At 70.1% G+C, this 13,900-nt stretch carries 11 protein-coding genes; 4 read left to right on the top strand and 7 right to left on the bottom strand.

Annotated elements, in window-relative coordinates:
- Window positions 1–57: 57 nt before the first annotated feature.
- On the top strand, window positions 58–1,293 hold the full coding sequence (locus AAEP80_RS11630; protein ID WP_402728604.1) for a thiolase family protein: 1,236 nt from the start codon (window positions 58–60) through the stop codon (window positions 1,291–1,293).
- Complete coding sequence (locus tag AAEP80_RS11625; RefSeq protein ID WP_420364525.1) at window positions 1,290–3,434, top strand: 3-hydroxyacyl-CoA dehydrogenase NAD-binding domain-containing protein; 2,145 nt, start codon at window positions 1,290–1,292, stop codon at window positions 3,432–3,434. Before AAEP80_RS11630 ends, AAEP80_RS11625 begins: the two co-directional genes overlap by 4 nt.
- A gap of 140 nt (window positions 3,435–3,574) precedes the next feature.
- Here the strand turns inward: AAEP80_RS11625 and dxs are convergent, their stop codons facing one another.
- The 5 genes from dxs to dut all read right to left on the bottom strand — a co-directional run bounded on the left by dxs (window position 3,575) and on the right by dut (window position 10,539).
- Window positions 3,575–5,503 (bottom strand): 1-deoxy-D-xylulose-5-phosphate synthase, encoded by a 1,929-nt coding sequence (gene dxs, locus AAEP80_RS11620; RefSeq protein WP_420364524.1) that lies wholly within the window; start codon window positions 5,501–5,503, stop codon window positions 3,575–3,577.
- 133 nt (window positions 5,504–5,636) lie between these two features.
- Window positions 5,637–8,453 (bottom strand): aconitate hydratase AcnA, encoded by a 2,817-nt coding sequence (gene acnA, locus AAEP80_RS11615; protein ID WP_420364523.1) that lies wholly within the window; start codon window positions 8,451–8,453, stop codon window positions 5,637–5,639.
- A gap of 128 nt (window positions 8,454–8,581) precedes the next feature.
- The gene (locus AAEP80_RS11610) at window positions 8,582–9,343 is read right to left on the bottom strand and encodes a DUF3159 domain-containing protein (RefSeq protein ID WP_413602046.1); all 762 of its coding nucleotides are present in this window, start codon (window positions 9,341–9,343) and stop codon (window positions 8,582–8,584) included.
- 12 nt (window positions 9,344–9,355) lie between these two features.
- Complete coding sequence (locus AAEP80_RS11605; protein ID WP_413602047.1) at window positions 9,356–10,078, bottom strand: DUF3710 domain-containing protein; 723 nt, start codon at window positions 10,076–10,078, stop codon at window positions 9,356–9,358.
- Window positions 10,075–10,539 carry a dUTP diphosphatase gene (gene dut / locus AAEP80_RS11600; protein WP_420364522.1) on the bottom strand — a complete coding sequence of 155 codons (465 nt, stop codon included), beginning with the start codon at window positions 10,537–10,539 and terminating at the stop codon, window positions 10,075–10,077. The genes AAEP80_RS11605 and dut overlap by 4 nt, the downstream gene beginning before the upstream one ends.
- Before the next feature lie 65 nt (window positions 10,540–10,604).
- On the opposite strand from dut, the gene AAEP80_RS11595 reads away from it, so the two are divergent.
- On the top strand, window positions 10,605–11,036 hold the full coding sequence (locus tag AAEP80_RS11595; RefSeq protein WP_420364521.1) for a DUF3093 domain-containing protein: 432 nt from the start codon (window positions 10,605–10,607) through the stop codon (window positions 11,034–11,036).
- 91 nt (window positions 11,037–11,127) lie between these two features.
- Here AAEP80_RS11595 and AAEP80_RS11590 read toward each other — a convergent pair whose 3' ends face one another.
- Complete coding sequence (locus tag AAEP80_RS11590) at window positions 11,128–11,427, bottom strand: DUF4193 domain-containing protein (protein ID WP_031263038.1); 300 nt, start codon at window positions 11,425–11,427, stop codon at window positions 11,128–11,130.
- A 275-nt stretch (window positions 11,428–11,702) separates the two neighbouring features.
- Here AAEP80_RS11590 and sepH point away from each other — a divergent pair, with 275 nt between their 5' ends.
- Window positions 11,703–12,722, top strand: a complete 1,020-nt coding sequence (gene sepH, locus AAEP80_RS11585) for a septation protein SepH (protein WP_420364520.1) — start codon at window positions 11,703–11,705, stop codon at window positions 12,720–12,722.
- Between the two features lie 18 nt (window positions 12,723–12,740).
- On the opposite strand, the gene AAEP80_RS11580 is transcribed toward sepH, so the two are convergent.
- Window positions 12,741–13,892 (bottom strand): alkaline phosphatase family protein, encoded by a 1,152-nt coding sequence (locus tag AAEP80_RS11580; protein WP_420364519.1) that lies wholly within the window; start codon window positions 13,890–13,892, stop codon window positions 12,741–12,743.
- Window positions 13,893–13,900 lie beyond the last annotated feature (8 nt).

The following is a 13,900-nucleotide window of genomic DNA, read 5'->3' as shown; positions in this document are numbered from 1 at the left end:
GCGTCGTCGGGGTGCGCCCCGACCAGGGCGGGACGACCCGATCGTCCGGCTCGATCGATGTTGATCTTCTGGAGGCCAGCTTTGCCAAAGGCATCAGACGTCGTCTTCGTTGACGGCGTGCGGACACCGTTCGGACGTGCCGGGGAGAAGGGGGTGTTCTGGCGGACCCGCGCCGACGACCTTGCGGTGCACGCGATGCGGGGTTTGCTCGATCGGAACGCGTCACTCGACCACGCGGCCGTCGACGACGTGGCGGTCGCTGCGACGACGCAGCAGGGCGACCAGGGCCTGACCCTCGGACGCACCGTCGGCATGCTCGCCGGCCTGCCGAAGTCCGTGCCCGGCTACGCCATCGACCGCATGTGCGCCGGCGCGATGACGAGCGTCACGACCCTCGCCGGCGCGATCGCGTTCGGCGCGGCCGACATCGCCATCGCCGGCGGTGTCGAGCACATGGGACGCCACCCGATGGGCTTCAACTCCGACCCGAACCCGCGGTTCATCGCCGAGCGCATGGTGAACGCCGACGCGCTGGTGATGGGCAAGACTGCCGAGCGGCTGCACGACCGGTTCCCGGCGATCACGAAGGACCGCACCGACGCCTACGCCGTGCAGTCCCAGCAGCGGTACGCCGCCGCGTGGGCCGCCGGCAAGCTGCAGCCCGACCTGGTGCCCGTCGAGGTGAACACCGGCGAGGGCTGGGACATCGTCTCCAGCGACGAGCCGCCCCGCCCGGGGACGACGCTCGAGGCACTCGCGGCGCTGAAGACCCCGTTCCGACCGCACGGCCGGGTCACCGCAGGGAACGCCGCGGGTCTCAACGACGGCGCGACGATGAGCCTCCTGGCCTCCGACGCCGGCGCGAAGCAGTTCGGGCTGGAGCCGAAGATGCGCATGGTGTCGTTCGCCTTCGCGGGCGTCGACCCCGAGGTGATGGGCGTGGGTCCTGTCCCCGCGACGGACAAGGCACTCGCCAAGGCCGGGCTGTCGATCGACGACATCGGCCTGTTCGAGATCAACGAGGCGTTCGCCGTGCAGGTGCTCGCCTTCCTCGACAACTACGGCATCGCGCAGGACGCCACGAACGTGAACGCCTGGGGCGGCGCGATCGCCGTCGGGCACCCGCTCGCATCGAGCGGCGTCCGCCTGATGACCCAGCTCGCGGCGCAGTTCGCCGAGCGGCCCGACGTCAAGTACGGCATCACGACGATGTGCATCGGGCTCGGCCAGGGCGGAACCGTCATCTGGGAGAACCCGCACTTCAGCAAGTCAGCGGCACGGAAGGCGGCATGACCATGACCCTCGTCGACAACGACCGACTGCTCGCCCTCTCCGAGGACGAGGTCGTCACGCACTCGTACCTGAAGCACGTCGCGCTGCCGTCCGGCGGCACGCTCGGGCTCATCACGCTCGACAACGGCAAGGACTACAAGCGTCCGTCGACGCTCGGGCCGCGCACCCTCCACGAGCTCTCGGGTGTCCTCGACACGCTCAAGACCGAGGCGGCCGCCGGCACCGTGCAGGCCGTCGCCGTCACGGGCAAGGAGTACTGCTTCGCCGCAGGGGCGGACCTCTCCCAGGCGGCGTCCGTGCCGTCGCGGGACGTCGCCCACGACCTCGCAGCGCTCGGGCACGCCACGCTCCGGAAGTTCGGCGACCTCGGCGTCCCGTCCTTCGCCCTGATCAACGGCATCGCGCTCGGCGGCGGTCTCGAGATCGGACTGCACTGCACCTACCGCGCGTTCTCCTCGGCGGCGCAGGGCATCGGCCTGCCCGAGGTGTTCCTCGGCATCATCCCCGGCTGGGGCGGCGCGACGCTGCTCCCCCGCCTGATCGGTCCGGAGAAGGCGCTCCGCGTCATCGTCGAGAACCCGTTGAAGAACAACCGGCTGATGGACGGCCCCGCCGCGGTGGAGCTCGGCATCGGCGACGCGCTCATCCCGTCGGTGACGTTCCTGCCGTCCGCCGTGGCGTGGATCGACGGCGTCGTGTCCGGCACCACGAAGGTCGTCAGGAAGAACGAGCCCGGCGTGCTCGAGAAGGCCGCGTGGGGCACGGTCGTCAAGGTCGCCCGCTCGCAGGTGGCGTCGAAGATCGGCACGGTGCCGAGGTCGCCGTTCCGTGCGCTCGACCTGGTCGCTGCGGCGAAGTCCGGCTCGCTCGACGAGCGGTTCGCCGGCGAGGACGACGCCCTCGCCGACCTCATCTCGGGCGACCAGTTCGCGGCGTCGATGTACGCGTTCGACCTCGTGCAGAAGCGAGCGAAGAAGCCCGTCGGCGCACCGACCGACGTCGAACCGAAGAAGATCACGAAGGTCGGCGTCCTCGGCGCCGGGCTCATGGCGTCGCAGTTCGCGCTGCTCTTCGCCCGCCGTCTCGGCGTCCCCGTGGTCATCACCGATGTCTCGCAGGAGCGCGTGGACGCCGGCGTCGCACGTATCCGCTCCTCCGTCGACGAGCTGCTGGCGAAGGGCCGGGTCTCGCAGGACGACGCCAACCGGATCAGCGCGCTCGTCAGCGGTTCGGTGTCGTACGACGCGTTCGCGGACGCCGACTGGGTGATCGAGGCCGTGTTCGAGGAGATGTCCGTCAAGCAGGAGGTGCTCGCCGCCATCGAGAAGGTGGTCGCCCCCGATGCGATCCTCGCCACGAACACGTCGTCGTTGTCCGTCGGGTCCATGGCGAGCGTGCTCGAGCACCCGGAGCGCCTGGTCGGGTTCCACTTCTTCAACCCGGTGGCCGTGATGCCCCTGGTCGAGGTCGTCCGCGCGTCGCAGACCTCGGACGAGGCCGTCGCCACGGCGCTGGCCGTCGCGAAGACGCTCAAGAAGACGGCGATCGTCACGGCCGACCAACCGGGCTTCGTCGTGAACCGAGTCCTCGCCCGCGTCCTCGGCGAGGCCATGCGCGGCGTCGAGGAGGGCACGCCGTTCGAGGTCGTCGCCGAGGGTGCTGCACCGCTCGGGCTGCCGATGTCCCCGTTCGAGCTGCTCGAGCTCGTCGGCCTGCCGGTCGGTGCGCACGTGCTCGACTCGCACCACGCTGCGTGGCCGGAGCGCTTCTACCCCGGCGACGGACTGAAGCGGATCGCCGAGTTCGGACACATCCTGACGCGGGACAAGAAGGGCAACGCGACGGGCTACGACCCCGCTGCCGTGAAGCTCGTCGCACCGGAAAAGAAGGACGCGAACGCCGTGGACGCAGGCACGATGCAGCAGCGCTTCGAGGACGCCCTCGCCGACGAGCTGCACCGCATGCTGTCCGACGGTGTGGTCGAGCACGTCGAGGAGATCGACCTCGGGCTGATCCTCGGCGCTGGGTACCCGTTCCAGGCCGGTGGGATCAGCCCGTACCTCGACCGCTCCGGTGCGTCCGAGCGCGTCTTCGGCGGCACGTTCCACGACCCGCTGATCGTGGGCCCGGCGTCCCGCTGACCCCGCCCGCGCCGCCCGCGCCGCCCGCGGGGCCACGCGGTTCGCACAACCAAAAGCACGTCGCACCACGCGATTCCGTGGTGCGACGTGCTTTTGGTCGTGCGGCGGCCAGGCGGCCGGCTGACGGGGGCCCGAAGCCGTCAGCGCTCGGCGGACTCCCGCGACCGCGCCGGCTTCGCCTGGGGCAGCTTCGTCCCGACGACCTGGTCGATGACGTCGCGGGCGATCGCCTGCGCCGTGAGCCCGGCGTCGTTGAGGATCTGCGTGCGGGTGGCGTGGTCGATGAACTCGTCCGGCAGCCCGAGCTCGTTCACCCCGGTGTCGACACCAGCCGCGCGGAGGTCCTGCCGCAGGCGCGTCCCGACACCGCCGACTCGGACGCCGTCCTCGATCGTGATGACGAGCCGGTGGTCGCGCGAGAGGTCGATGAGGGACGCCGGGATCGGCACGACCCACCGGGGATCGACCACGGTGACGCCGATGCCCTGCGCCTCGAGCAACGCGGCGGCTTCGAGCGCGACGGGCACCATCGACCCGACGGCCACGATCAGCACGTCGTCCGACGCAGCAGCGGCGTGCAGCACGTCGACGCCGTCCGACAGCCGTGACACCGCGGGGATGTCCGGCCCGACCTGCCCCTTCGACCAGCGGAGCACCGTCGGCGCGTCGTCGATCGCCACCGCCTCGCGGAGCTCCTCGCGCAGGGTCGCCGCGTCCCGCGGTGCCGCGATCCGGATCCCCGGGACGACCTGCAGCAGTGCGAGGTCCCACATCCCGTGGTGCGACGGCCCGTCCGGACCGGTGACTCCGGCGCGGTCGAGCACGAACGTCACTCCGGCGCGGTGCAGCGCCACGTCCATCAGGACCTGGTCGAACGCGCGGTTGAGGAAGGTGGCGTAGAGCGCGACCACGGGGTGCAGTCCGCCGTACGCGAGCCCCGCGGCACTGGTGACGGCGTGCTGCTCGGCGATCCCGACGTCGATCACCCGCGAGGGGTGCCGCTGCTGGAACAGGTGCAACCCGGTCGGCCGGAGCATGGCCGCCGTGATCGCCACGATGCGCGGGTCCTCGTCGCCGAGGTCGGCGAGCGACGACGCGAACACCGAGGTCCACGACGGACCCGATGCGGTGTCGAGCGACTCCCCCGTCTCCGGGTCGATGTGCCCGACGGCGTGGAACTGGTCCGCCTGGTCACGGAGCGCCGGCTCGAAGCCGTGGCCTTTCTCGGTGATCGCGTGCACGATGACCGGGGCGCCGTACTCCTTGGCCTGCCGGAGTGCGCTCTCCATGGCCTGCTGGTCGTGTCCGTTGACCGGGCCGATGTACTTGATGTCGAGGTTCGAGTAGAGGGCCTCGTTGTTCGTCAGCCGCGACAGGAAGCCGTGCAGACCACCGCGCATCCCGCGGTACACCGCACGCCCCGGAGCACCGAAGCGAGCCGCAGCCGCCTGGGTCTTCTCGTACAGGGCGCGGTACTCGCGACGGGTTCGCACGGAGTTCAGGTAGCGCGCCATGCCCCCGATCGTCGGGGCGTACGACCGGCCGTTGTCGTTGACCACGATCACCAGGCGGCGGTCGTTGTCGTCCGAGATGTTGTTGAGCGCCTCCCACGTCATCCCGCCGGTGAGCGCACCGTCACCGACCACGGCGACGACGGTCCGGTCGTGCTGCCCGGTCTGCCGGAAGGCCCGGGAGATCCCGTCGGCCCAGGAGAGCGACGACGACGCGTGCGAGGACTCCACGATGTCGTGCTCCGACTCGCTCCGCTGCGGGTAGCCGGCGATGCCGCCGCGCTCCCGGAGGTGCGAGAAGTCCTGCCGCCCGGTGACGATCTTGTGCACGTACGACTGGTGGCCGGTGTCGAACACGAACGGGTCGTTCGGCGAGTCGAAGACCCGGTGCATCGCGAGCGTCAGTTCGACGACGCCGAGGTTCGGCCCGAGGTGCCCACCGGTCTTCGCGACCTCGGCGACGAGGAACCGCCGGATCTCGGCGGACAGTTCCGTCATCTGTGCGTCGGAGAGACGCTTCAGGTCGCGCGGCGACGTGATGCTGGCGAGCAGACTCACGGGCGCTCCTTTCGTGCGGCGAAGGCCCCATGCTATTCGCGCAACCAGCAGACGGACTGGAGGCTCGGTGCGGGTCGCGCACCGAGCCTCCAGTCCGTCGTGTGGTCGCGTCAGCGACCTGTGGTCACCTCGCTCAGACGAGCGAGCGGAGCACGTACTGCAGGATGCCGCCGTTGCGGTAGTAGTCGGCTTCACCGGGGGTGTCGATGCGGACGACCGCGTCGAACTCCACGGTCTCCTTGCCGGCGGGCGAGTGCTCGCTCGGCGTCGCGACGACGTGGACCGTCTTCGGCGTGCGGCCCTCGTTCAGCTCCGTGAGGCCCGAGATCGAGACGACCTCGGTGCCGTCGAGCCCGAGGGACTCGATCGACTCGCCGACCGGGAACTGCAGCGGCACGACGCCCATGCCGATGAGGTTCGAGCGGTGGATGCGCTCGAAGCTCTCGGTGATGACGGCCTTGACGCCGAGGAGGTTCGTGCCTTTCGCCGCCCAGTCGCGCGACGAGCCGGAGCCGTACTCCTTGCCGCCGAACACGACGAGCGGGATGCCCTGCTCCTGGTAGTGCTGCGACGCGTCGTAGATGAACGACTGCTCGCCGTCGGGCGTGGTGAAGTCACGGGTGTAGCCGCCCTCCACGCCGTCGAGGAGCTGGTTGCGCAGACGGATGTTCGCGAACGTGCCGCGGATCATGACCTCGTGGTTGCCGCGGCGCGAGCCGTACGAGTTGAAGTCCTTGCGGTCGACACCGTGCTCGGCGAGGTACTTGCCGGCCGGGCTGTCGGCCTTGATCGAGCCGGCTGGCGAGATGTGGTCGGTCGTGACCGAGTCGCCGAGCTTCGCGAGGACGCGGGCGCCGGAGATGTCCGAGACGGCGTCCGGCGTCATCGTCATGCCCTCGAAGTACGGGGGCTTCCGGACGTAGGTCGACTCGGTGTCCCACTCGAAGGTGTCACCCGTCGGGGTCGGCAGGTTCTTCCAGCGGTCGTCGCCCTCGAACACGGAGCCGTACTCGTGGGTGAACATCTCGGTGTCGATCGACGCGTCGATGACCTGCTGGACCTCGGCCGTGTCGGGCCAGATGTCCGCCAGGTAGACGTCGTTGCCGTCCTGGTCCTGCCCGAGCGCGTCCTTGTCGAAGTCGAAGTGCATCGACCCGGCGAGGGCGTACGCGATGACCAGCGGCGGGGACGCCAGGTAGTTCATCTTGACGTCGGGGTTGATCCGGCCCTCGAAGTTGCGGTTGCCCGAGAGCACCGCGGTCACGGCGAGGTCGTTGTCCTGCACGGCCTGCGAGATCTCCTCGGGCAGCGGGCCCGAGTTGCCGATGCAGGTGGTGCAGCCGTAGCCGACCGTGTAGAAGCCGAGCTGCTCGAGGTAGGTCGTGAGACCGGCCTTCTCGTAGTAGTCGGTGACGACCTTCGACCCGGGCGCGAGGGTGGTCTTGACCCAGGGCTTCGCGGTGAGGCCCTTGTTCGCGGCGTTCCGGGCGAGGATGCCTGCCGCCATCATGACCGACGGGTTCGACGTGTTCGTGCACGAGGTGATCGCGGCGATCGCGACGGCGCCGTGGTCGATCGTGAACGGGTCGGCGCCGTCCATCGCGACCTTGGTCGGCTGCGACGCCGTGGACGGGGCGCTCGAGACGTAGACGTGCTCGTGCGTCGTCGTGTCCTCGGTCGTCGATCCGGCGGCGATCGGGTCGGACGCCGGGAAGGTCTCCTCGACCGCGTCGTCCAGGTCGGTCTGCACGGCCGGGTCGGTGTAGGTGGCGAGGTCGACCTCGAACTGGTCCTTCGCCTTCGACAGCTCGATGCGGTCCTGCGGGCGCTTCGGGCCGGAGATCGAGGGGACGACGGTCGAGAGGTCGAGTTCCATGTACTCGGAGTAGTTCGGCTCGACCGAGGCGTCGTGCCAGAGACCCTGCGCCTTCGAGTACGCCTCGACGAGGGCGATCTGCGCCTCGTCGCGGCCGGTCAGACGGAGGTAGTCGAGCGTGACGTCGTCGACCGGGAAGATCGCCGCCGTGGAGCCGAACTCCGGCGACATGTTGCCGATCGTGGCGCGGTTCGCGAGCGGCACGGCGCTGACGCCCTCGCCGTAGAACTCGACGAACTTGCCGACGACACCGTGCTTGCGGAGCTCCTGCGTGATGGTCAGCACCACGTCGGTCGCGGTCACGCCCGCGGGGATCTCACCCGAGAGCTTGAAGCCGACGACCTTCGGGATGAGCATCGACACGGGCTGGCCGAGCATCGCTGCTTCCGCCTCGATCCCGCCGACGCCCCAGCCGAGCACACCCAGGCCGTTGACCATCGTGGTGTGCGAGTCGGTACCGACGAGTGTGTCGGGGTAGGCGTAGGTCTCGCCGTCGAAGTCACGCGTGTAGGTGACCTTCGCCAGGTACTCGATGTTGACCTGGTGGACGATGCCGGTTCCCGGCGGGACGACCTTGAAGTCCTCGAACGCGGTCTGACCCCAGCGGAGGAACTGGTAGCGCTCGCCGTTCCGCTCGTACTCGAGGTCGGTGTTGCGCTGGAGTGCGTCCTCGCGGCCGAAGAGGTCGGCGATGACGGAGTGGTCGATGACCATCTCGGCCGGGGACAGCGGGTTGATCTTGTTCGGGTCGCCGCCGATCGTGGCCATCGCCTCGCGCATCGTGGCGAGGTCGACGATGCACGGCACGCCCGTGAAGTCCTGCATGACGACGCGCGCCGGCGAGAACTGGATCTCGGTGTCCGGGTCGGCCTCCGGGCGCCAGTTGCCGAGCGAGCGGATCTGGTCCGCCGTGACGTTCTTGCCGTCCTCGGTGCGGAGGAGGTTCTCGAGCAGCACCTTCAGGCTGTACGGGAGCTTCTCGTGACCGGGGACCGAGTCGATCCGGTGGATCGCGTAGTCGACACCCCCAACCGACAGTGTGTCCTTCGAGCCGAAGCTATTGACTGCAGCCACCGTGCCGCCTCCCTACTGATCGGTTTGCCCTCATCCTCGCGGGCCGTGGACCGTCCCACCAGCAAGGCAAACCTAAACCCCCGACGCTGCGGTGCCCCGGGGGAAACTATCTCGATGTCGAGATAACTCTACACCGTGGCCGCGTCGTCGTCGTGCTGGTCGTGCCGGAAGACCGTCCGGACGAGCAGCCAGGTCACCCAGAGCAGTGCGGCGTAGAGCGGGACACCGGTGATGAGCTTGATCGCCGCGAGGAGTTCCACCTGAGCGGCGAGGTAGAGCGGGATCTCGACGACCAGTCGGAGCGCGAAGAGCCCCACCCACATCCACGTGGCGACGGTGAGCACCCGGCGCTTGGCGGGGTCGGCACGCCAGTCCATCGGACCACCGTCCTCGCCCTGCGCGAGCAGCCCGACGATCAGCCCGATGAGCGGACGACGGATCGCCAGCGTCACGAGGAGCACCAGCAGGCAGACCAGGTTGATGATGATGCCGGGGATGAAGTTGCTCTCGGCCTTGCCCGTGATGAGCGCGAGGCCGGCGGAGACGGCGACGCCGAGGATGCCGGCGAACGACATCGCGAGGGACTGCCGCTGCAGCAGTCGGAGGACGACGAACACGAGCCCGACGACCACCGGGATCACGACGCTCGGGACGAGTTCCTTCGTGATCGCGTACACGACGAGGAACGCGAACCCGGGCAGCACCGATTCCGCGAGCCCCCTGGCACCGCCGACGGCGCCGATCAGTGCCCTGCCGGACGGTGCCTCACCGGGAGCCACCTTCGCGATGCCGGCGTTCCGAACGGCGTCGCGGAGCTGGGCGTTCAGCGACAGGGGTTGCTCGCGCTCGTCAGCGAAGCGGTCGTCACGGTCGTCGTGCTGCTCGGGCAACGGTGCTCCGGATCAGATGGCCGACTGCGTCGACTTCGGCATGTGCAGCGGGATCAGGTCGCGCGGCGGCATCGGCGTGGTGCCACGGACCACCACGACGCTGCGGAACAGGTCCTCGATCTCCTCGGCGTCGTCCGGCTGCTCGGCGGCCTTGCCCGCGATCACGCCGCGGAGGAACCAGCGGGGGCCGTCGACGCCGATGAACCGCGCAGGACGAGCGCCGGCGGCACCGCCGTCACCGTCCACCACGACGGGCACCGATGCGCGCAGCTCGGGGCCGAACGGCCCGTCGACCTCGGTCACGGAGCCGCCCTGGCGCTCGATCTGCTCGGCGATCTGCGCGCGGATCTCGTGCCAGAGACCGGTCGACCGCGGCGCGGCGAACGGCTGGACCTGGAGCGTGGACTCGTCGTAGTCGAGCCCGACGGCGACGACGCGCTGCGAGCCCTCCTCGACCTCGAGCCGGAGGTGCAGGCCCTCGCGCGGCAGGATCTTCACGCCGCCGAGGTCCACGTACGGCCGGACCGGGTTCGCCTCGGTCTCGTCGAGCGGACCCGCTTCCTCGCGGTCGTCGGGAGCGGACTTGCCCGTCGGGGCGAACTCCACGACCTCGTCGAGTCCAGAGTCCGCCTCGTCGGCGAGCTCGACCTCGGGTGTCGTCTCAGCGACCTCGACGTCGGCGGCGACCTCTGCGGCCACCTCGACCTCGTCGCGCTTGCGTCGGCCGATCCTCATGCTCGCGTTCCTTCCTGCTGGTTCGTGACACCGTAGCCCGACGAGCCGAAGCCGCCCTGGCCACGGACGCTGTCCGGGAGCTCGTCCACCCGCGAGAACGTCACGCGCGGCACGGGCATCACGATCATCTGGGCGATGCGGTCGCCGACGTGCACCTCGTAGGGCTCGGCGACGTCGGTGTTGAGCAGTGAGACCTTGATCTCGCCGCGGTAGCCCGAGTCGACGGTCCCCGGTGAGTTCACGATCGTGATGCCGTGCTTCGCCGCGAGACCACTGCGCGGGACGACGAACGCCGCGTACCCCTCGGGCAGTGCGATCGAGAGCCCCGTCGGCACGAGGCGTCGCTCGCCCGGCGCGAGCACGAACGCCTCGGTCGAGACGAGGTCGGCACCGGCATCACCGGGGTGGGCGTAGCCGGGAGTGTTCTCCCCGGTCCAGAGCACGTCGACTGGTTCGGTCACGTGTCGAGGGTAGTGCAGACCGTGACCGTTCCGTGACCTGCCCCGAGTCGTGATCGAATGGGGTCGTGACCCTGTACCGCGAGCGCCTCTGGGCGCCACCGACCCTGTACCTGGCGACGGCGCTCGTCATCCCGGCGAGCCTGCTCGTCTTCCTGCCGATCAACATCGCGACGGGCATCATCGTCGCCGCGTGCATGGAGATCGCCGTCCTGGTGCTCCTGTGGGTCCTCGCACCCGTGATCGAGGTGACGGAGACCGAGTTCCGTGCAGGACGCGCCCACCTGCCCCGCACGCTCGTCGGCGAGGTCGCCGGCTACACCGGTGCCGAGGCGACGACGCAGCGCGGCCCGAAGCTCGACGCGCGCGCCTGGACGCTCTTCCGCGGCTACGTGAAGGGCGTCGTCAAGGTCGAGGTCATGGACGACGCCGACCCCACGCCGTACTGGCTCGTCAGCGTGCGGAACCCGCAGAAGGTCGCCGCCGCACTGCGGTCTTGAGACGCGCCCGCCCACCACAGACGTCGAACGGCGCAGACGTCGGACGGCCCGCATCCCCGAGGGGATGCGGGCCGTCCTCATCTGCGTGTGCCTAGAGCGCCGCGCACTCCGCACAGACCGGGCCGAGCTTCGACTCGTGGTCGAGCTGCGAGCGGTGCTTCACGAGGAAGCACTCCACGCACGTGAACTCGTCGACCTGCGGGGGGAGCACGACGACGTCGAGGTCGACGTCGCTGAGGTCCTGACCGGCCAGCTCGAAGCTGCCCGGGTTGTCGGAATCATCATCGACGACCCCCGACATCTTGTCGGGCACGCGCTCCTTGAGGGCCTCGATCGACTCCGAGTCGGAGTTGTCGTCGGTCTTCCGGGGGGCGTCGTAATCGGTGGCCATGCCCATCCATTTCTCGTATCGAGAGGTCGTCGCCGGAGATCGGCGGCGACAGTATCCAACACGCGCCGCCCTGATGCAAACTGAACGTCGGGTGGCTCGTCGTGCCCGTGCAACCAGGCGTTGGCCCGATCCATTCCCGTCGGCCACGAAACGCTCGGCGACATCCACGATCCGATGACGGCGCGCGGCGCGCGCCTCCCCGGAATCCGGTCCGACGCGCTGCATACTTCCCGGGTACGAGGCACGACCGTACGCGACGCTGGGAAGGCGGAACCATGCAAGACGTGAGAGTCATCGGGGTGGAATCCGGGGCACTCCTGCTCGCGACCGACGGCGGCAGCGAGTTCCGGTTGCCCGTCACCTCGTCGTTGGCGGGACAGGTCCGGCAGGCGAACCCGGACGGCACGCCGCAGAAGCGCGTGTCCCCGAAGGACGTCCAGGCCCGCATCCGCGGTGGTGCCGACGCAGCAGAGGTCGCCGCAGCGCTCGACGTCGACGTCGAGTACGTCCGCCGCTTCGAGGGCCCCGTCCTCGCGGAGCGCGCGTTCATCCTCGACGCCGCGCACCGCGTCCCGGTCACGCCCGTCGACGACACGACCCCGGACACCTTCGGCGAGGCGATCTCCGCCAGGCTCGAGTCGGGCGACGCCGCCGGGGTCGCGTGGTCGAGCTGGAAGCACGCCGAGAACGGCTGGCAGGTGCAGGTCCGCTACACCGCTGCCGAGGTCGAGCACGACGCCCAGTGGCACTTCGACCCGAAGACCTCCGTGCTGACGCCGGACAACGGCGACGCGCACCGGCTGTCGCACACCGAGGACGAGGGACTCGCACCGCGGCTCCGCGCCGTCGAGTTCGACCAGCAGGACACCGACGACACCCGGTTCGACTCCGGTGCGTTCCGCGTCGACGAGCCGGACGAGGACGTCACGAACCCGGAGGTCGCCGAGCGCGCCCCGCTCCGCGCGCCGCTCCCCCGCATCGGTGCGGCCCAGATCGAGGAACGCGCGCCTGGCAACGAGACCGCCGACCTGCTCGAGGCGCTCCGCCGTCGCCGCGGGGAGCGCGAGTCGGTGTCGCTCGCCGACCAGCAGCAGGACGAGTCGCGCGGGTCCATCAGCGTCGTCGACATCCCGCTGCAGGGCTTCGAGGACCAGTCGGACACCGCACCGCAGGCGGACCAGCGTCCGTCCTCGGCACCGGAGTCGGAGGGACGGCAGGAGCGCAAGAAGCGCAACCGCCGATCGATGCCCAGCTGGGACGAGATCGTGTTCGGCACCCGCCCGGAAGAGGACTAGCCTCCCTCCCCCAGCGGACTATCCGGCGAAGGCCCCTGCGAGGCGCAGGGGCACGCCGACCTCGTCATCGGTGAGCGCGCCGTGCTGGCCGATCATCCGCTTTGGGTCCTTCCGCGGGTCGAGCTCGCGGTCGTCGTTGAACGCCCACGAGCCGCGCGCGACGACGACCACGTCGCCGATCCGCGGACGGACCTCGTCGGCGACGGCGCCGAACCAGTTCGCCGCGATCGCCTCGTCCTTGCTGGCGACGTACGCCCGCTTGCCGTACTTCGTGCGCCAGGCCTCGACGAGGGCCGACACGTCGGTTCCTGGCGCCAGGGTGAGCTGCCGGCAGCGGGGGTCCCCTGCGACGCCGATGACGTCCACGAGCAGGTCGGGGTCGATCGCGATGTTCGACTCCTCCGGCACGTCGAGGATGCCGTGGTCCGCGGTGACGACGATGCCGACGTCTGCCGCGACGCGTGCGTCCAGTCGTGCGAGTTCCCCGTCGAGTGCCTCGAGCGACGCGGTCCATCGATCGGACTGCCACCCGTGCTTGTGGGCGATGGAGTCGAGCTCCGGGACGTAGAGGTACACGAGCGACCGGCCGACGAGGGTCTCCTCGATCGCGGCGTCGACGCGCTGGGCGATCGTGTCGGCGGGGACGTAGCGCGCGCCGCCGAGCACGTTCGCCGTCATCCCGGACGACCGGTAGCGCGCCGGGCCGACGACGACGGGGTCCACGCCGACCTCGGACGCCGCGGTGAACAGGGTCGACGACCGGAGCCAGCCGGCCGGGACCTCGTCGTCCCACCCGCCGAGCATGTTCATGACCACCTCGGCGTCGGGGTTCCACCCGCTGTACCCGACGACGCCGTGCGTGCCGGGAGACCGACCGGTCGTCAGGGTCGACAGCGCGGCTGCGGTCGTCGTGGGGAACCCGCTCCGCAGGCGCTTCCGGGAGGCCGCCAGGAACCGGGCGTGCCCGGCACGCGCGCCGAGCGCACCGGCGCCCAGACCGTCCACCAGGACGACGACCGCGGAACGGGCGGGGCGGAGGGTGATCCGGGCCTCCAGTCCGTGCTCACGCACCCATGCGTCGTCGACCGCACCGAGCGCCACCAGGCAACTCGGGAGCACGTCGGCGAGGTTCGCGGTGTCGTCGGGGGCCGTCGGTAGGCTTTGGGGCACCCCCCGAT

The sequence above is a fragment of the Curtobacterium sp. L3-7 genome (assembly GCF_048756585.1).
Classification (GTDB): Bacteria; Actinomycetota; Actinomycetes; order Actinomycetales; family Microbacteriaceae; genus Curtobacterium.
The sequence above is the reverse complement of the archived record's forward strand: the minus strand, read 5'-3'. Positions and strand labels throughout refer to the sequence as shown.

Bases quoted from the DNA above. Each gene is read 5' to 3' on its own strand.
- AAEP80_RS11590 (WP_031263038.1), bottom strand. From the start codon at position 11,427: ATGGCCACCGATTACGACGCCCCCCGGAAGACCGACGACAACTCCGAC.
- AAEP80_RS11625 (WP_420364525.1), top strand. From the start codon at position 1,290: ATGACCATGACCCTCGTCGACAACGACCGACTGCTCGCCCTCTCCGAG.
- AAEP80_RS11630 (WP_402728604.1), top strand. From the start codon at position 58: ATGTTGATCTTCTGGAGGCCAGCTTTGCCAAAGGCATCAGACGTCGTC.
- AAEP80_RS11605 (WP_413602047.1), bottom strand. From the start codon at position 10,078: ATGAGGATCGGCCGACGCAAGCGCGACGAGGTCGAGGTGGCCGCAGAG.
- sepH (WP_420364520.1), top strand. From the start codon at position 11,703: ATGCAAGACGTGAGAGTCATCGGGGTGGAATCCGGGGCACTCCTGCTC.